22 protein-coding genes are annotated in these 17,684 nt (G+C 42.0%); 13 read left to right on the plus strand and 9 right to left on the minus strand.

Features of this window, described 5'->3' with window-relative positions; translation table 11 throughout:
- The 4 genes from ICL16_RS42950 to ICL16_RS42965 form a co-directional block, all read left to right on the plus strand.
- Nucleotides 1-1,775 (plus strand): tetratricopeptide repeat protein (locus ICL16_RS42950; protein WP_202895989.1); only part of this gene is annotated, 1,775 nt, incomplete at its 5' end.
- Nucleotides 1,776-1,829: 54 nt separating this feature from the next.
- Nucleotides 1,830-1,985, plus strand: coding sequence for a hypothetical protein (locus ICL16_RS42955; RefSeq protein WP_190838570.1), 156 nt, complete (start codon nt 1,830-1,832; stop codon nt 1,983-1,985).
- 328 nt (nt 1,986-2,313) lie between these two features.
- Entirely contained in the window at nt 2,314-2,955 is a 642-nt protein-coding gene (locus ICL16_RS42960) for an AAA family ATPase (RefSeq protein ID WP_190838573.1), read from the plus strand.
- A complete protein-coding gene (locus tag ICL16_RS42965) occupies nt 2,952-3,272 on the plus strand; it encodes a ribbon-helix-helix domain-containing protein (protein WP_190838575.1) in 321 nt (106 codons plus the stop codon). The genes ICL16_RS42960 and ICL16_RS42965 overlap by 4 nt, the downstream gene beginning before the upstream one ends.
- Before the next feature lie 334 nt (nt 3,273-3,606).
- Here ICL16_RS42965 and ICL16_RS42970 read toward each other — a convergent pair whose 3' ends face one another.
- Nucleotides 3,607-3,894: a hypothetical protein gene (locus ICL16_RS42970; RefSeq protein ID WP_202895990.1), complete on the minus strand. Its 288-nt coding sequence runs from the start codon at nt 3,892-3,894 to the stop codon at nt 3,607-3,609.
- A gap of 128 nt (nt 3,895-4,022) precedes the next feature.
- Here ICL16_RS42970 and ICL16_RS42975 point away from each other — a divergent pair, with 128 nt between their 5' ends.
- Both ICL16_RS42975 and ICL16_RS42980 read left to right on the plus strand, forming a co-directional pair.
- Nucleotides 4,023-4,256 carry a helix-turn-helix transcriptional regulator gene (locus ICL16_RS42975; RefSeq protein ID WP_190838576.1) on the plus strand — a complete coding sequence of 78 codons (234 nt, stop codon included), beginning with the start codon at nt 4,023-4,025 and terminating at the stop codon, nt 4,254-4,256.
- Nucleotides 4,257-4,406: 150 nt separating this feature from the next.
- The gene (locus ICL16_RS42980; RefSeq protein WP_190838578.1) at nt 4,407-5,354 is read left to right on the plus strand and encodes a tyrosine-type recombinase/integrase; all 948 of its coding nucleotides are present in this window, start codon (nt 4,407-4,409) and stop codon (nt 5,352-5,354) included.
- Nucleotides 5,355-5,385: 31 nt separating this feature from the next.
- Here the strand turns inward: ICL16_RS42980 and ICL16_RS42985 are convergent, their stop codons facing one another.
- The 4 genes from ICL16_RS42985 to ICL16_RS43000 form a co-directional block, all read right to left on the minus strand.
- Nucleotides 5,386-5,979, minus strand: coding sequence for an HAD-IIIA family hydrolase (locus ICL16_RS42985; RefSeq protein ID WP_190838581.1), 594 nt, complete (start codon nt 5,977-5,979; stop codon nt 5,386-5,388).
- A 121-nt stretch (nt 5,980-6,100) separates the two neighbouring features.
- Nucleotides 6,101-6,574 (minus strand): hypothetical protein, encoded by a 474-nt coding sequence (locus ICL16_RS42990; RefSeq protein WP_190838583.1) that lies wholly within the window; start codon nt 6,572-6,574, stop codon nt 6,101-6,103.
- On the minus strand, nt 6,571-7,044 hold the full coding sequence (locus ICL16_RS42995; protein ID WP_190838584.1) for a hypothetical protein: 474 nt from the start codon (nt 7,042-7,044) through the stop codon (nt 6,571-6,573). Before ICL16_RS42995 ends, ICL16_RS42990 begins: the two co-directional genes overlap by 4 nt.
- On the minus strand, nt 7,044-7,937 hold the full coding sequence (locus tag ICL16_RS43000; protein ID WP_190838586.1) for a MarR family transcriptional regulator: 894 nt from the start codon (nt 7,935-7,937) through the stop codon (nt 7,044-7,046). The genes ICL16_RS42995 and ICL16_RS43000 overlap by 1 nt, the downstream gene beginning before the upstream one ends.
- Before the next feature lie 171 nt (nt 7,938-8,108).
- Here ICL16_RS43000 and ICL16_RS43005 point away from each other — a divergent pair, with 171 nt between their 5' ends.
- Nucleotides 8,109-8,486, plus strand: a complete 378-nt coding sequence (locus ICL16_RS43005; RefSeq protein ID WP_190838589.1) for a helix-turn-helix domain-containing protein — start codon at nt 8,109-8,111, stop codon at nt 8,484-8,486.
- A 42-nt stretch (nt 8,487-8,528) separates the two neighbouring features.
- Nucleotides 8,529-8,816: a hypothetical protein gene (locus ICL16_RS43010; RefSeq protein ID WP_190838591.1), complete on the plus strand. Its 288-nt coding sequence runs from the start codon at nt 8,529-8,531 to the stop codon at nt 8,814-8,816.
- A 389-nt stretch (nt 8,817-9,205) separates the two neighbouring features.
- Here the strand turns inward: ICL16_RS43010 and ICL16_RS46555 are convergent, their stop codons facing one another.
- Nucleotides 9,206-9,607, minus strand: coding sequence for a hypothetical protein (locus tag ICL16_RS46555; RefSeq protein ID WP_238361207.1), 402 nt, complete (start codon nt 9,605-9,607; stop codon nt 9,206-9,208).
- A 97-nt stretch (nt 9,608-9,704) separates the two neighbouring features.
- Between ICL16_RS46555 and ICL16_RS47560 the strand changes: the two genes are divergently transcribed.
- Together ICL16_RS47560 and ICL16_RS47565 are read left to right on the plus strand one after the other, a co-directional pair.
- On the plus strand, nt 9,705-10,223 hold the full coding sequence (locus ICL16_RS47560) for a hypothetical protein (protein ID WP_337907228.1): 519 nt from the start codon (nt 9,705-9,707) through the stop codon (nt 10,221-10,223).
- A gap of 33 nt (nt 10,224-10,256) precedes the next feature.
- The gene (locus ICL16_RS47565) at nt 10,257-10,637 is read left to right on the plus strand and encodes a hypothetical protein (protein WP_337907229.1); all 381 of its coding nucleotides are present in this window, start codon (nt 10,257-10,259) and stop codon (nt 10,635-10,637) included.
- Nucleotides 10,638-10,815: 178 nt separating this feature from the next.
- Here ICL16_RS47565 and ICL16_RS43025 read toward each other — a convergent pair whose 3' ends face one another.
- A complete protein-coding gene (locus ICL16_RS43025) occupies nt 10,816-12,975 on the minus strand; it encodes a pentapeptide repeat-containing protein (protein WP_190838593.1) in 2,160 nt (719 codons plus the stop codon).
- Nucleotides 12,976-13,105: 130 nt separating this feature from the next.
- Here ICL16_RS43025 and ICL16_RS43030 point away from each other — a divergent pair, with 130 nt between their 5' ends.
- The 3 genes from ICL16_RS43030 to ICL16_RS43040 all read left to right on the plus strand — a co-directional run bounded on the left by ICL16_RS43030 (nt 13,106) and on the right by ICL16_RS43040 (nt 14,723).
- Nucleotides 13,106-13,741, plus strand: a complete 636-nt coding sequence (locus ICL16_RS43030) for a hypothetical protein (protein ID WP_190838596.1) — start codon at nt 13,106-13,108, stop codon at nt 13,739-13,741.
- A 306-nt stretch (nt 13,742-14,047) separates the two neighbouring features.
- Nucleotides 14,048-14,272 (plus strand): antitoxin family protein, encoded by a 225-nt coding sequence (locus tag ICL16_RS43035; protein ID WP_190838598.1) that lies wholly within the window; start codon nt 14,048-14,050, stop codon nt 14,270-14,272.
- Nucleotides 14,262-14,723 (plus strand): PIN domain-containing protein, encoded by a 462-nt coding sequence (locus ICL16_RS43040; RefSeq protein ID WP_190838599.1) that lies wholly within the window; start codon nt 14,262-14,264, stop codon nt 14,721-14,723. The genes ICL16_RS43035 and ICL16_RS43040 overlap by 11 nt, the downstream gene beginning before the upstream one ends.
- Nucleotides 14,724-14,871: 148 nt before the next feature.
- Here ICL16_RS43040 and ICL16_RS43045 read toward each other — a convergent pair whose 3' ends face one another.
- Nucleotides 14,872-15,552 (minus strand): CHAT domain-containing protein, encoded by a 681-nt coding sequence (locus ICL16_RS43045; RefSeq protein ID WP_190838601.1) that lies wholly within the window; start codon nt 15,550-15,552, stop codon nt 14,872-14,874.
- A gap of 52 nt (nt 15,553-15,604) precedes the next feature.
- Nucleotides 15,605-17,650: a pentapeptide repeat-containing protein gene (locus ICL16_RS43050; RefSeq protein WP_190838603.1), complete on the minus strand. Its 2,046-nt coding sequence runs from the start codon at nt 17,648-17,650 to the stop codon at nt 15,605-15,607.
- Nucleotides 17,651-17,684 lie beyond the last annotated feature (34 nt).

The raw sequence follows: 17,684 nt of genomic DNA on the forward strand, positions 1-17,684 counted from the left end.
AATCCCAAGGAAGGTACAGTGATGCCGAACCATTGTACATTAAAGCATTGGAATTAAGGCAACGCTTGCTAGGACAAGAGCATCCCGATGTCGCCCAAAGTTACAACAACCTTGCTGGACTCTACCAATCCCAAGGAAGGTACAGTGATGCTGAACCATTATACATCAAAGCTTTGGAATTAAGGCAACGCCTCCTGGGAGAATCCCATCCGGATGTCGCCCTAAGTTACAACAACCTGGCTCTACTCTACGAATCCCAAGGAAGGTACAGTGATGCTGAACTATTGATCATCAAAGCTTTGGAATTAACGCAACGCTTGCTAGGACAAGAGCATCCCGATGTCGCCCTAAGTTACAACAACCTTGCTGGGCTCTACGAATCCCAAGGAAGGTACAGTGATGCCGAACCATTGTACATTAAAGCATTGGAATTAAGGCAACGCTTGCTAGGACAAGAGCATCCCGATGTCGCCCTAAGTTACAACAACCTTGCTGGGCTCTACGAATCCCAAGGAAGGTACAGTGATGCCGAACCATTGTACATTAAAGCATTGGAATTAAGGCAACGCTTGCTAGGACAAGAGCATCCCGATGTCGCCCAAAGTTACAACAACCTTGCTGGACTCTACCAATCCCAAGGAAGGTACAGTGATGCTGAACCATTATACATCAAAGCTTTGGAATTAAGGCAACGCCTCCTAGGAGAATCGCATCCCGATGTCGCCACCAGTTACAACAACCTTGCTGGACTCTACCAATCCCAAGGAAGGTACAGTGATGCTGAGCTATTGTACATCAAAGCTTTGGAATTAACGCAACGCCTCCTGGGAGAATCCCATCCGGATGTCGCCACCTGTTACAACAACCTGGCTCTACTCTACTCATCCCAAGGAAGGTACAGTGATGCTGAACTATTGATCATCAAAGCTTTGGAATTAAGGCAACGCTTCCTGGGAGAATCCCATCCGAATGTCGCCACTAGTTACGGCAGCCTTGCTTATCTCTACCAATTTCAAGGAAGGTACAGTGATGCTGAACCATTGTTCATCAAAGCTTTGGAATTAATGCAACGCTTACTAGGAGAATCCCATCCCGATGTCGCCACCTGTTACAACAACCTTGCTGGACTCTACAAGTCCCAAGAAAGGTACAGTGATGCCGAACCATTGTACATTAAAGCATTGGAATTAAGGCAACGCTTGCTGGGAGAATCCCATCCCGATGTCGCCCAAAGTTACAACAACCTGGCTCTACTCTACTCTGACCAAGGAAGGTACAGTGAAGCTGGACCATTGTACATCAAAGCTTTGGAATTAATGCAACGCTTGCTAGGAGAATCCCATCCCGATGTCGCCACCTGTTACAACAACCTAGCTCTACTCTACCATTCCCAAGCAAGGTACAGTGATGCTGAACCATTGCACATTAAAGCATTAGAACTAAGGCAACGTCTACTGGGAGAATCCCATCCGGATGTCGCCCTAAGTTACAACAACCTTGCTGGACTCTACGATTCCCAAGGAAGGTACAGTGATGCTGAACCATTGCACATCAAAGCTTTGGAATTAACGCAACGTCTGCTGGGAGAGGAGCATCCTCATGTCGCCCGAAGTTACAACAACCTGGCTCTGCTCTACAAATCCCAAGGAAGGTACAGTGAAGCTGAATCATTCTACATCAAAGCATTGGAAATTGCTGAAAAAAGATTAGGACCAAATCATCCCAACGCAATTACTGTTCGTGAAAATTTAGAGATGTGCCGAAATAATTCGTAGTTTTTCCGCAAAGCTTGTTGACTAAAGTTTATTTGACAGGGTATTATCTAGATAATGGAGAAGGTGCGCTCATATATATCCAATCATCACCGCAATGCTGAGCCATTTTACATCGAAGCATTGGAAATTGCTGAACTTTGTTTAGGAGTAAATCATCCTGACACAATTGCTATCGGTAAAAATTTGCAATCTAAGCGCTTCGGAGGGTAGCTTGTAGCAGACGAACAAAAACCGGATTGCCCGTCATAAGTTGATGATCGCCAATTTCTACGTGTACGCTTGTTATCGAGCGCGGCAACCCGATAGTTCCTCCTACAATTGCCGCTCTAATAACTTGTAGATCCGATAAAGTAGGGGTAGTGTTGATCGCGAATTTCTACGTGTACGCTTCATCTCAGACACTTAATGCAGTAATGCAGTAATCAATGCAGTAATGCATTATAGCAGTGATTAATCAAAATAGTGGCTTTACGTTATTATATACTTAGCACAGTAATCAATGCAGTAATCAATGCAGTAATGCAGTAATCAATGAAGTATGGCAGTAATAGCGTTTATTAATCAAAAAGGGGGCTGTGGCAAGTCTACATCAGCAGTTCACTTTGCTTACTGGCTAGCTAAAAAAAGTCAGAAAGTATCTTTCGTTGATGCTGATGCCCAGCGCAGCAGTTCTCTTTGGCTAGAGTCGATGGAAAGTACAATTCCAGTTACTGTGGTGCAATCACCAGACGATCTACTTGAGCAAATCCCACAGTTAACTCTTGAGTGCGATCATCTAATTGTAGATGGTCCTGCTGGTTTGCAGGAATCTACCAGGGCGATTTTATTTCGAGCCGACTTGGCTATAGTTCCTTGCCAGCCAACGGGTTTAGACTTACGCTCAGCTTCCGACTCTGTACGACTAATTAAGCAAGCTCAGTCTGTTCGTAATGGTCCACCAAAAGCAGCTTTATTTATCAGTCGAGCTGTCAAAGGGACAAAGCTACTGGATGAGGCAATCGCACTTCTAAAGCAAACAAAGGAAGTAGCAATGCTAAATTGCGTAATTCACCAAAGGCAGATTATAGCAGATAGTTCTGGTCAATCAGCAACAGTTTGGGACTTACCAGGAAGATCAGCAACTGAGTCAGCGCGAGAGTACGAGCAATTATTTAAGGAAATTTTGAGAATACTACCATGACTACTAAAAAGCGAAAGCCCCTCGATGATGCTTTAGCCCAGGATTTTGTTTATGGTAAGAGTGAGGAACCACAAAGCGAACAAGATTCTCCTCAAGAACCCGAACCCTTGCCTGCATCTACTCAACAACCAGCCAAGTCTAGTATAATGTCTCAAATTCAACAAACCACTACCAAAGAACCAACGGTTAGATTAACTGTAGATTTACCTCAGTCGATGCACCACAAGCTTTCAATGCTCGCAGCGAAAACAGGCAGGAAGAAAGCTGAGATTGTCCGGCTATTACTAGATGAAGCACTTAATGAAGTAAATGAGTAGAAATATCTGTATCCGACGCCAGGTCGCACGAAGTGCTAGTAAATTTTTGGCTTGGATGACCTAGTAGTCCGATATGGGAGCTGGCGATCGCTACTTCGGGCAGTACACGGAGTGCAATCACCCTCAGGGCAGACAAGAGAGCGCAATCACGCTATTATTGAGCGAGAACAAGCGTGATATCGGTATTGATAGCAGATCGTGCTGTGGCTAATAAGTTTTTCCCTCAGATAACCTATTCATCCGACATGGGAGGAACGCGATCGCCAAACTCGCAACCTAATTCTGTAGCTTATTCCCCGGCAAAGGATACCGGGGCATTTATGCGTTCAAAGAATTATTGAACCGAGATATTACGAGTAAAGATACTCATAAATTCTCCAGGGTTAGGAGTAGGTAATAAAGGACTCCAATCAGCAGTTTGGGCATAGTTTACAACATGCAGGTAATGAATGGTAGCTCTGATGGCTTTAGGGCTGCCAATCAACATGTGCTTAATAGGTTCTTTCCCTGATGTATCGGTAGTAGGAGAAGATACATTTAATTCTTCTTCATTCGGATTGACAATAGAGGAAGAAAGTGCATTAGGAATGATTTCACTGAGGGGCTGTAAACGTGTAATCATAATATTGACCTCAAGGGGTTAACGTTAACCGTTGCAGTTTCTTCTTGGCAGTTGAGCGCAACGGTTATTGTTAGTAATTTATTTTATCACAACACGTTGTGTCAACCAGTTGCGTTAAGAAGATAGCAATGGATATGAAAGAACTGAGGGAAAGGGCTGAACTTAGAACCGTTGATGTCGCAAGTCGAATTGGGATAGGGGAGTCTTCTGTACGCAACTGGGAGAAGGGGCGCACTATACCAAGATTGCGGATCGATCAAACAGCAGCACTATGCAGACTGTATAAATGCTCAATTGAGGAGTTAGAGGAAGCAGTCAAAGAATCGATCAGTAAAGGTGAGGGAGTTACATCAGAAGAGTAGTAACGATCGCCTACGTACCACCATAAGACGTATGCACACAACCTGACTACGGTTGTGAGTTAGTTATGAAAATATTATTGTCTTGAATAAGCTCTGCTGTAATAAGCTCTGCTGTAATAAGTTTTTCTAGAACCTTCGTTTTAATAACAAATGTCAGCGACATCAGTTGACGGCTTGGTTTTGACAACTCCCCTGGCTTTAACCGAACACCCAGCTTCGGTATATCTCTCATCGTTAGGGGAAAGCTCAGAGGTAACGATGCGATATTCTCTGAATTTAATTGCCAAGTTGTTGACTGACGGGAAAGCAGACTACCTTACACTTAATTGGGCTGCACTCAGGTATAAGCACACCGCTGCTATTCGCTCAGCGTTAGTTAAGAATTATGAACCTGCGACTGTTAACAAGGCACTATGCGCTTTGAGACGGGTTTTGAAAGAAGCGCTGCGGCTGGAGTTGATGTCTCCTGCTGACTATACCCGTGCTGTAGATATTGATAGTGTTAGGGTTTCTAAGGAATTAAGGGGGAGAGCGCTAGCACAGTCGGAAATCAACGCTTTAATGAAGATTTGTTTTAAAGATCTCACAGGAGCGGGGTTTCGAGATGCGGCATTAATCGGAATTCTCCGTGGGACGGGATTGAGACGCAGCGAAGTGGCAAATCTCTACTTAAAGAATTTCAATGCTCAAACTGGTGAGATTAAAATTGTAGCTGGTAAGGGAAGAGTAGATAGGACGGTATACTTACCAGAGACAGCGGTGAAGATAGTCAATGATTGGGTTGAAATTAGGACTACAGCACCTGGTCCGTTATTGTGCCACGTCAACAAAGCTGGTAGAGTGATATTGAAGAAGCTGACGCCCCAGGCGATTATGATGATTTTAAAGAAGCGTCAAGCGGAGGCTGGTGTAGAGGGTTTTTCACCTCATGATTTGCGACGCACGTTTGTATCTGATTTACTTGATGCAGGGGTAGATATTGGCACTGTGCAAAACCTGGCAGGGCATTCCTCACCTGCAATCACAGTTAGATACGATCGCCGTGGGGAAGAAAGGAAGCGGCGAGCTGTAGAATCTTTGCATATACCGCAAAGGTAATGCTTTAAGGTGTAAGTTCAGCCAGTAAAGTCTAGTTTACTCGATATTTTTCTAAAAATTCCACCTGCTTAACAGTATTTGGCTTGATTTGGTACATTCCTGATAAGAAACGATCCCTCCAGATGTCAGCATCCATAAAATTACACCCAGCTGCATTTGATGCTAATTCATCTTCTTGACGATCGCCTATGTACCAATAGGTATTTATTGAATTAAAATCTCCATGAAACTTCACTGCTGCAAGTATCATTCCAGCGTCTGGTTTACGAAATTGTCCGATAAATTCTTTACCCCATTCTGTTTCATGAACAGGTGTTTGATGGATTTTGTCTATCTGATAACACTCGTTTCCTTGAAAGTCAGGGCAGATGTAAATACAGTTAATTTGAGGCAATAACTCTAAAGTATATCTCTGTTCTAGAATTGCGTCTTGAAGACTTTTATGACCCTTTTCAACTCCACCTTGATTGCTTATACCAATAATCATCCAACCTTCTTTATGGTAATGCTGAATTGCTTTATCTGCACCTCGAATAATCTTTTGATTGTTGTAGGGTTGTACCCATTGCCCATTAACTGGTTGACGGATTGTACCGTCACAATCAAGAAATAGAATTTTCTTCATGATTAACTAGTTTCCTATTTTATCAAGATTTTCTTGTCCAAAACGTGAAAGTGGTAGATGCATCCTGAAAATATTTGCATTCAGAGCGTTATGGGGCGTCGGATAACCTATTATTCCGATATTATCTAGGTTTTCTAGACTTAATAAATGCTCTAATTTCTGACGTTGGTTTACCTTCACTAATCATTGATTTTACCAGACTAACTAAGCGCCGAGGAACTGCTATCGAGCGATTTTTCCAAACTCCATTAATCTTCTCTTCCCAGTTGTAACCCCAACGCCAATGATTAAGATTATTGGGGTTGCGAATACCTTCTACACGAGGATATGTTGCCACGATTCCTGATTTTAAAGTTTTATGTTCGAGGTAACGATAAAGGCAGCCGCTGGGATTTTTCTTAGAGGAAATTTTCGGGGATTTTTCCTCTAAGAATTCTGTAGGAGTTTCCTCTAAGAATACGTTGGGATTTTCCTCTAAGAATTTTGGCATCCATCCGCAGACACCGCAGCTATCAAAGTTGGTAAGTAAGGATTGATTGCAACAAGGGCATCTTACACCAAGTTGGCTAGAGCCTATAATTAGGGAGGATTTCATACTTCTTCCTCCTCCTTGACTTCATCTTCATCAGCTTCGGGCTTATTAAACTCGCGCCAAAGAATAAATTCTTGATGGATGCGGTTAAGCTGCTCGTTGCGAAAGTTATTTTTCTGAGCTATGACTGATGACACTTCAGCGACAAGTTTTCTTGCCATTTCAAACTGCTCTTTAGTGGTGCGTTTCCAATCGCGGCGAGATATGACATCGAGCTTTTTACAAGTTTTTAAGCTGATTCTCGTGTCAATATTGCCTTTAAGGTGCAGCCAGTTAGCTCCTTTGTTGCAGTTTTGGCAGATTGGTAAGTTGTCACGGTTGTAATCGTAAGTGGGGATTACAAGCCTCACCAGGTGCGGTTGAATTTTGCCCGTATCTTGGCAGCAGAAGCAGTTCCACCGGGGCTGCCATATTTCTTTATCTTTTAGCTCTTCGGGACGGGTTGGCTGGGCTTCTAGGAGTTGCTCAATCATTATTCTTCCTCCTCCTGATGCCAGCTGAAGATTTTATTTTCGTTAGCCCATTTGATGAATTCCATCTTTTCCTCATCACCAATAGCAAAGGCGAGAGGATTAGAGGTTCTTTCGATTTCCTCAATCCAGTTCTTAACTTCGGGATGATTCTCCCATTTCGTTCTTTGCTTTTCTTGAGCAGCTTCTGGGCGATTTTGATACTTCTCCCACCACTCCTGGAAATGCTCGTCTTTTAGAAAGGCACTGATGTGGCGGATTTCCTTGCCTTCAGTACGTTTGTATTCTGCTCTTACAAATTTTTCAAAATTCTCTCTCTCGCTATCTGAGAGAGATCTTTTAAAGTCTGAATAAGTATGAAGAGTATGAGGGACGCTGGAATCCTTATCCTGTGCGGGTTCTGGGCGTCGATTTTCCATTTTAGTGGAATTGTTGTCCATTTTTTTGGAAAAGTTTCCATTTTTTTGGAAATCTTTCCGTTCTAATGGAATGTTTTCCACTGTAGTGGAAAGTTTTCCATTTAAATGGAAAGTTGTCCGATTAAATGGACTAGCACGTACATGGGCACGGGATACTTGAAAATCAAGCAAACCAAGGGTTTCAAGTCTTGCTACCGCTGAGTAGAAGGCAGATTTCTTGATTTTGAGTTGGGAGTAAAGTTCGCTTGGGCTAAACTCGATATCTTGGTCGCCAAAGGGGTTGAGTGTGCAAAAATACAAGTACAGCTTGACTTCAGACCATTTCAAGTCGTACTTTTCTATCCAAGTTAGAAGCTCTTCATGGGTAAGGCGATAGTAAATTTCTAGTTTTGAGCTAGACTTAGCTTCTTCTGCTGTGACACTAGACACAGCAAAGCCTACGTCTTTTGACGTTTGTTTTTTCCGTTGATTTGACATAGTATTCAAGTAGGTTTGACAAGCCCCAGCACTCCTAAAAACTTGCTGGGGCTGTTTTATTGAGTTAAGCTATTATTGAATTAACCCTTCTATTGGCTTAATTCAATTAACTTAGTAGTTTAAATATAGGGTACAATTAAACTACTATCTTGGTTTAAGAAATAAAACTTTATGGTTCAGATTCACCAGCTTTTTAAACAGACAATGGATCGACATGGTATTAGGGGAAAGGATTTAGCCCCACTAGCTGGAATATCGCCTAACCACTTAAGTGAATTTCGCTCTGGTAAGACGTGGATTAGCCCAGAGGTATTTATGGCAATGCTAGAGGGAATGGAGCAGTTAGCCCCTGGAGCGCGGCGTTATTTTTGCCAACTACTAGCAAATGAATCTCTAACTGAAAGAAAACAAAGTATGGGAGAGAAACTAGTTGAAATGATTGAGGCTGCTGATGATGAAGAGATAGATTTGGCTATGCTAGCAATAGGCAAAAAGTGGAAAAATTCACGTAATTATTCGGATCAAGCAAGTAACAGGTTAGCTGTATGATCTGTGCGATAATTACTACAGGGCTGCGCACGGATTTGGCATATGTTAGAGATTACGTTTGTGACAGTAGAAGATATTCGGAGACTGCTGGATAGTTTGACGCCACAGGAAAGAGAAGCAATCCTAGCACAGCAGATTGCCGAATTACTAGCAAATTCAAAAGCGAAAGTCATGGAGCTTGGGGATTCAAACCTAACGATAGTCACGGGTTTGTTTGTGCCATTAAACACTGATGTTGCAGTCAACATCCAAAATGCTTCAAAATTTGATCCTGAAATTGTACTTAAGGCTTTGACAGATTTTCGGAAATCTGAGAGAGACAAGAAGTAAACTCTTGCACCGTTACAAGTCAAGGTTAGTAAAGAAGTGTTAAGTGCTGTGCCAGTTGTCACCTGCGTGTGACAGCTACAAGGATTGATAATCCGTTTGGATTGTAGTGCGTTTTTCCCCCGCTGCTGCACTTAACAATGTGCCAGTTTTAGTGTACCTCGTATGTGGCGATAAGCTTTGCTGCAAGCCGTACCCGGCTTATTGCATGAAGCATGACTCCCTTCTTATCGCTCGTTATGAGTTGATGGTTGCGGTTATTCGAGATTAAGCGTCATACCGGGCGCGGCAACCCGATAGTTAGTTACTACTGTGAAATTGCCGCTTGTGTAACGTGTTAGTCCGATATTCAAGCATACTGGTGTTGGTTGTAGCGCAAGTTCACTATCAACCTAAGTATCCTTGGTTTTCTGCCAGTCTTCCAAAGCGCCAATCACAAAGCTAGCGGCGGGATGATTAAGCAATTGTGCTAAAGCTTGAATGCCACCTGACTTTAACGCGCTCTCGTATCCGTTCTTTGATGGTAGGATCAGTTTCGATGCGTTTGATGGCAACGGTAGCGATCGCCATTTTTCCAGTAGTTGTGTTGGTAGGGTGTCAATTATTGGTTTAATGAAATCTCCGAACTCTCCATCTGCAAACACTTCTTTATTGTTATCGGGTTTACGCAGGGGGTCAGGGTTTTCTTTCGTAGGGAGGCGCATGTAAACGTACTCGCACCGCACTCCATCAAACTTGGTATCGCTAGTGATATTCCAATCTTGGATGTATGCTCGTTGATTAGGTTTCGGCACAAGCGTGATTTCGCCGTCACATGATCTTGTATACCATACATATGGCAGTGTATTGTTTATGAAACAATAGACTTTAGGTAACGCATTGTAAAGTAAAATGACTAGATTCCCATACGATCAATTTGCCAAAGACTATTTCCAAGAATTATTATCACCATTAGGCTCAGTAGAAACAAGTAAGAATGTATCCTCGGAAGTAAGAGAAATCGATGTTTACTTTGCACCTACGTCCCAACCACAAGTTGATAAAGAGAGTTTGGGTTTATTAGGAAGATTTACTGATACAGCTTCCCTGATTGAGCCTTTCCGTAACGCAGTCACAAAGTCAGAAGTTCGTAGTTGTATGGGTAAGTTGTTTGATACTTGTGCCCGCCTTGAACGGGAAGCAAAACGTAATGAAACTTCATTAGATGAAGATTCTTTACCAAGGTTATGGATTCTTTCCCCCACAGCAAGTGACGATTTTTTAGAAGGATTTAACGCAAAACCTGATGTAGAGAACTGGTTGCCTGGGATATATTTTCTTGGAGATTCTTTAAGAACAGCAGTGGTAGTAATTCATCAATTACCAGTAATTCCAGAAACACTTTGGTTGAGATTATTGGGTAAATGTTGAGTTCAACAAAGGGCGATTGAAGAATTACAGGCATTGGACGCTAGCAATCCTTTACGTGATAAAGCCTTAAATTTATTGGCTAACTTGAAAACTACTTTAGAATTAAATCAGAATTTAGACACCGAAGATAGGGACTTAGTTATGCAGTTATCACCGATTTATGAACAACGTTTGGCAGAAGCTACACAAATTGGAGTTCAACAAGGTAGGCAACTTGGCAGAGAGGAAAGGATTGAGAGAGAACGTCGTATTATAGAAAACTTACTCCAAATGCGGTTTGGGGCTTTAGATAACGAGCTACAAGCAATTATTTCGCCATTGTTAGCATTATCACCAGAAGATTTTAGCTCTTTACTACTACAATTGTCAAATTTATCCCGTGAAGAATTATTAGCAAGATTTAGTCAACAGTAGATACAAGGGCGTTGAACTACTTGAAGGTGTTACCGTACCGCTACCCAACTTTGCCAGCTTCAACTTTCAAGGTTTTTTGAATCGCTTGTACGCCCTTACAAATTGCCAAATGAGCTAAACACTCTGGCGATTGCCCTCTAGGCACTGCACTCTGCGCGAGCGCAAGTCCACTATCAACCTAAGTATCCTTGGTTTTCTGCCAGTCTTCCAAAGCGCCAATCACAAAGCTAGCAGCAGGATGATTAAGCAATTGTGCTAAAGCTTGAATGCCACCTGATTTTAATGCGCTGAGTATCCGTGCTTTTATGGTAGGATCTCCTTCGATGCGTTTGATTGCTTCAGTGGCGATCGCCATTCTTCCAGTAGTTGTATCGCTAGGGTAAGATTGTTCTAGTTGTGTGAGTAACTCCTGGATTTGCGCTGCGGCTTCTCGTAAATTAGTTTGAGCAGCATAATTATGTTGAGTTTCTACCATGTTGCCGTAGTTAGTTTCAGCAAACCCGCCTGGGAAATTAGATCCACGCATATCGTACTTAGAAGCTTCAGGCATAGTATCTCCTTGATTATGATAAGTTTGAGCGTAAAATTTAGGACTTTGTAGCGCCGTCTTTACCATAGTCTCTAAACTAGAAATTCTGCTATCTTTTTCTGCTATTAGCGCCTTTAACTCTTGCTGTGCTAACGCTTTTAGTTCGTTATAAATAGTAAAATATTCTGCACTCAGTTCTGACTTATCAGCAGTGGGTGCAGTTTTTGCTCTGAGTAAAAATTTATCTTCACCCCGCTTCTCCATTGCCACAATCTCTAGTTCAGCGTCAGGATGATTCTCTGCTAACCGCTTGAATGAGATGGCGATCGCTCTGGGGTCAACATCACTATTATGATAAAGGTCGAGGGTGTCAATTATTGGTTTAATGAAATCTCCGAACTCTCCATCTGCAAACACTTCTTTATTGTTATCGGGTTTACGCAGGGGGTCAGGGTTCTCTCTAGTGGGTAGTCGCATGTAAACGTACTCGCACCGCACTCCATCAAACTTGGTATCACTGGTGATATTCCAATCCTTGATGTATGCTCCAGTGAGGGTAGCTCCGGTAAAGTCAGCTTGAAACAATTGTGTCTGTACAAGATTAGCTCTAGATAAGTTAGCATCTTGTAGATTAACTTCATTGAGATTGGCTATCATGAAGTCGGTGTCAGTTAGGTTAGCTCCTTGGAAAGTAGCTCTTTTTAAGTTTGCTCCTAAAAAGCTAGTTTCGGTTAAGTTTGCGCCTTCTAAGTTAATTCCACGCAAATCTTGATAGTCAAAGTTCTTATCTTGCCCAACTCCAGTAACCAACAGTTTACGCACTTCTGCTTTTTGAAGATAGCTTGAACCAGGACGAACACGGTCTAGTTTCTTGGTATTGTGAAAGCTTGTACGAGTTAGATTAGCTTTTCTAAAATCTGTACTTTTGAGGGTAGCTCCCGTAAAATTAGCATCGGTTAAATCTGCACTGCGAAAGCTTGTTCCGCTAATTGCTGCAAAAGCAATAGCCATGTTACGAATTAAAGCGTATTTTGGATCTCCTTTGAGCGATCGCCAACTAATATAGATACTTAATAACACGAAGGTGAAGGCAACGGCGAAGGCGACGGCGAAGGCGAAGGCGACGGCGACGGCGAAGGCAACGGCGACGGCGAAGGCGAAGGCGAAGGCGACGGCTCCGACTCCGGCTCCGGCTCCGGCTCCGGCGAAGGCGACGGCTTCGGCGAAGGCTCCGGCGACGGCAACGGCGACGACGAAGGCTCCGACTCCGGCTCCGGCGAAGGCGACGGCGAAGGCGAAGGCTCCGACTCCGGCTCCGACTCCGGCTCCGGCTCCGGTGAAGGCTTCGGCGAAGGCTCCGGCGAAGGTGACGGCGAAGGCTCCGGCGAAGGTGACGGCTCCTGCGACGGCTCCTGCGACGGCGACAGCTCCTAAACCCGCTTGTATTCCTTGGCGAATTGTAACGAAAAAGAAGATGATAAATATAACTATAATAATGCAGCCTGCGATTTGATACCCTATTTGCTCTTGATAATTGTCAGTTTTGTAAAATATTATATACGCCACCATATAGCCAGCTAAAGCTGAGAAGAATCCTGATAACCCCGACAACCCCCACGAAACAACTACCAAAAACGTCGCCCACCGTTTTTGCAATCCAGCTTTGGCATCACTGAAGTTAGCACCTTTTAATTTAGCACTAGTAAAATCAGCGCCACGGATATCTGCCCCGCTAAAGTTCGCCCCTTCAAGGTTCTTACCTCGAAAATTTCGCCCTCTAAGATTTTGCCCGGAGTAATCTGGTGGCATGGCTGTTGTTAGGTAAACTGCTATACATTGATACAGATTCTGTCAACTATTTTCCGATTTTTTAGAAAATTACACAAACATTCTGATGACAAAAGGTATAAATTAGAGTAATGTTATCACTGATAGCAAAATGGCTATCATAAACGATATCAAGATGCCTGTAAAGAAATCCAGCAAAAGTAAAAAAACTCCACCTAGCCAGATGCTCCGCGTGCCTACCCCACTCATTGAGGCAGTAAAGGAGCTATCACGGCTACACAGGCTAGGACAAACAAATGCTGTGCTTCTAGGTTTACAGTCGTTGATATCAAATATTGATAGCAATACTGATAGCGATATTGGGGCAAGTGAAACAGTAAAGCAACTTCAGCTTAGATTAGAAAAGTTAGAGTCTCGTTTTGATAGCGATATTGATAGCAAGTCGATATTGAAATCTGTAACTAACTTAGAAGAAAAGCTAGAAGCTCTTACAACTCGACTAGCGCAACTAGAAGGGGCGATGATGGTTTTACAACGCAACAATTCAGGAGCTAAACGCTCTTCTCGCTCTTACCCCAACCAGTACTATCAAAGGGAGGCTCCCCAACTCCAGCCTTTTGAGGAGAAAAATTTGGCGTTGCGACTGGTGACAGATGTTGCTACTTTACGTCAGAAGCGCGAAACCATGACAGAAAAAGAGTTTGTACGGTGGTGCAAAGACAGAGATCCTAGTAGTATGGGATGGCGCTATGAGGAGAAAGATAAACTTTATTATCCTGTCAAATGATGTCCATTAAATAATTATTATAGCGTTTCCTAGTTTGCCAAAGTACAAATTTATCTGTGTTTATCTGTGTTCATCTGTGGTTAATTACTTTTTCCTGTACCTCACGGAAGTAAGAACCGCTATATCAGTTTTAAGTACTTCCACAGAATTACTTATACAAACTGTTTTCCTGACTCCTGACTCCTGACTCCTGACTCCTGACTCCTGTCTGAACGAATGAATTTAATTTTGTCAAACTACTTAAAGAATTTTTATCTAGGTTTGTTCATCGGTTAGAATTGGAGAGAGATAATTAATAGTTTGAGTATGCAGCAACAAAACTGTGAAGCCGTGTTTGAAAATGGCGTTTTACGCCCTATCGGAAATCTCCAACTCGCTGAGGGTGAATCCGTCAAACTTATTGTAGAATCTCATTCAAGCCCCAAAACAAAAGGCTTTCCAAAAAAAGGACTTATTGCTCAATTAACAGACAATCCAATCAAAATTGAAGATTTTCAGCCGTTGACAAGAGTTGAAGCCAATGAACGTTGATGAATCCCAAAAGAGCTTTATTGACTCTAATATTTGGCTGTATCGCTTTATTATCAACCCTCGTGAAACTGATGCTATTTCCAAGCAACAAATCGCTACAACTATCACAAATTACCAAAATATCTTAATCAGTACACAAGTGGTTAATGAGGTTTGTGCCAATTTAATCCGTAAAGCAGGGTTTAATAATGCCCAAATTCAAATATTACTGGAAGAATTAGAGCAAGGTTGTGAAATCTTACCAGTCTCTCTTGAAACTCTTCAATCTGCTGTAAAATTACGCGCTCAATACTTACTTTCATTTTGGGATAGTCTTATCGTTGCAAGTGCCATTTTAGGGGATGCAAGTATTCTTTACTCAGAAGATATGCAAGATGGTTTAATAGTTGAAAATACTTTACAGATTGTCAATCCATTTAAAGCAAACTTCCCTCCTACCAGAAAGAGCTAATTTTTGAATAGAGCGACTTTCAAGGTTTTTTGAATCGCTTGAGCGCTACTGTTGCTATCGCGAGAGCGCTGCTGCTTCTGCTAGACTTGGGTTGGAGGAATTGACAATTTTTTTAAACATTTCCTTGTCAATCAACTTGAGGAGATTTTTACTTCTTCTTTAACTCAGGTGTCAAATATTCTGGAATTCCCTCTAGCTGAATAACGCTACATCCAAGCTTGTAAGCAAACTCCACTGACTCCCCACCGCCGATGGCACTATAAAACCCCGTGGCAAACTTGATTGCCGCAAAATCCCCAATCTCCTTCTTCATACCAATAACATAAGGGATATGTTGAGCGATCGCCATAGCTTGAACTTCTGAATAACAAGCATTGAGGACAACACATTCAATATTACCAGCAAACAGCTTGAACAAGGAAGCCAGCGCAACGGTATCTACTAACTTGACATTTCCAGTTTCATCCTCCAGTACTAAACCATCATCTCCTGAACCATGACCGCTAAAATGGACATATTGTGGTTTAAAATCAAGTAGTGCTTGGTAAACATCTTGAACACGAACAGCCCACTGTTGTTTTAGATTAAATAACTCACGTTTTTTGGCGCGTTGTAATCCAGCATCAATTTCTCGAACCTCTTCATCCAAACGTAAAGACGAAGTAGTTTTTGGATTGGCTGCTAGAATCAGAATTGTTTTGACAGGAGTGTTGGTATGCACTGCATCAGTTAATGAGTAGTCATTGAAAGTACCACCTATTTGAGTTCCTCCGTCACCTGCAAAACCACCACCAAATTTAGCGTTACTGAGATTATATTTATCTGACATAATTTTCCAGTGAATTTAGTAATGTTAATAATTGAATTTTTTTACTTAATGATTAGGTAAGCGATGTTAGTTTTGTACCACATTTGATACAAAAATTAAAAGTGTTGGGATTTGGGCGCTTGCAATTAGCACAGATAATCTGGTTGTCAATCAGAGTTTGAGGCTGCTGTTGTAGATTTTGGTGAGAAGAATTTTCGTGAAAAGTACCACTTGTTTGATTTCCTCCAGTACCTGCAAAACCTCCACCAAATTTTGACTCTTGCAGATCGTAATGAGAAGTTTCTGATTTTTGTGATACAATATCTCCTTGATGTTGAACGGTTTCAACGTAGAAATTAGGACGCTCAAGTGCCGTTAATACCATATTCTCTAATCTATAAACTTGATTCTCTTTTTCGGCAATTAATATTTTAATTTCTTGTTCTGCCAATTCTTTTATTTGATTGTAATTTAAAAAATATTCTCGGCTTAACTCAGATTTACTAGCAGTTGCTGCGGTTTTAACACGGAGCAATATCTTATCCTCACCTCGTCTCTCTACTGCTACGATTTCAAGCTCAACCTCTGGGTTGTTTTCAGCTAATTCTTTGAATGCGACTGCGATCGCTCTTGGATCAACGCCTTGATTATGATATAGATCGAGTGTGTCAAATATTGGTTGAATAAAATCTCCAAATTCCCCATCTGCAAAAACTTCTTTATTGTTATCGGGTTTACGCAGGGGGTCAGCGTTCTCTTTCGTGGGTAGACGCATGTAAACGTACTCGCACTGCACTCCATTAAATTTGGTATCGATAGTGATGTTCCAATCTTGGATGTATGCTCCAGTGAGGGTAGCACCAGTAAAGTCAGTTCCATCTAGTTGCGCTTGTACCAGCTTTGCTCTAGATAAGTCAGCATCTTGCAAGTTGGCTCCACTTAAGTCTACACTGATCAAACTGGCATCTACTAAGTTAGCACCTTTAAAGTTAATTCCTCGTAAGTCAAGACGGTCAAAGTTCTTATCCTGTCCAAGTCCAGTAACCAAGCAGTTGCGCACTTCTGCTTTCTGAAGATAGCTTGAACCGGGACGAACACGGTCTAGTTTCTTGGTATTGTGAAAGCTTGTACAAGTCAAAGTAGCTTTTCTAAAATCTGTACTTTTGAGTGTAGCTCCTGTAAAATTAGCATCCGTTAAATCTGCACTGCGGAAGCTTGTTCCTTTAAAAGCTGCGAAGGCAACAGCCATGTTACGAATTTGGGTGTATTTTTTATCACCCTTAAACAATCCCCAAGTAATATATGTGGTAAATAAAATTACGAGTAAGGGTAAAGCTCCCATAAAAATTGAGTTTCCGCCAGCCAAGACAAAGTTTCCAGCAAAGGCTGAAACTAAGGCTAAGGCTAAGGTTAAGGCTAAAACTAAGACTCCAGCTACAGCAAAAGCTCCGGCTACAGAAAAGACTAAAGCAAAGGCAAAAGCAAAAGCAATGGTAACGGCTCCGGCAAAGCCTAAGGCACTAGCAAAAGTCGTAGTAAAGTCTCCGACTTCGTAAATGACACCGCCAAACGCAGCGTCTAATGTTCCTCGAAGGATTGCACTTAAGGCAAAGGCTCCGTCTGTTGTTCCGCCTAAGGCAAAGGCTAAGGCTAAGGCTAAGGCTAAGGCTAAGGTAACGGTTAAGATTCCAGCTACCGCAAAGACAATGGGAAAGGCAAAAACTGAATTTAACCCTTGACGAATTATAATTATAAAGACAATAAAGAAAACAATAACTACTATTAAGTTAGTCGAATTTTGGTTACTTATCCAATTTTTGTCACTTAAATTAAGAAATATCCATGAATAATTAAGAGATCTCCATGAATGGGATATTAAGAGTTCAATAAAAGACGATAAAAATCCTGCCAATCCAGATATTAACCATAAAACAAGCACTAAGAACGCCGCCCACCGCTTTTCCAATCCCGCTTTAGCATGACTGAAGTTTGCACCTTTTAAGTAAGCACCAGTAAAATCAGTGCTTCGGATATCTGCCCCGCTAAAGTTCGCCCCTTCAAGATTCTTACCTCTAAAATTTCGCCCTCTAAGATTTTGCCTGGAGTAATCTGGTGGCATAGCTATTGTTAGGTAAACTGTATTTACACTTTGA

This window comes from Iningainema tapete BLCC-T55 (assembly GCF_014698965.1).
Taxonomy (GTDB): domain Bacteria; phylum Cyanobacteriota; class Cyanobacteriia; order Cyanobacteriales; family Nostocaceae; genus Iningainema; species Iningainema tapete.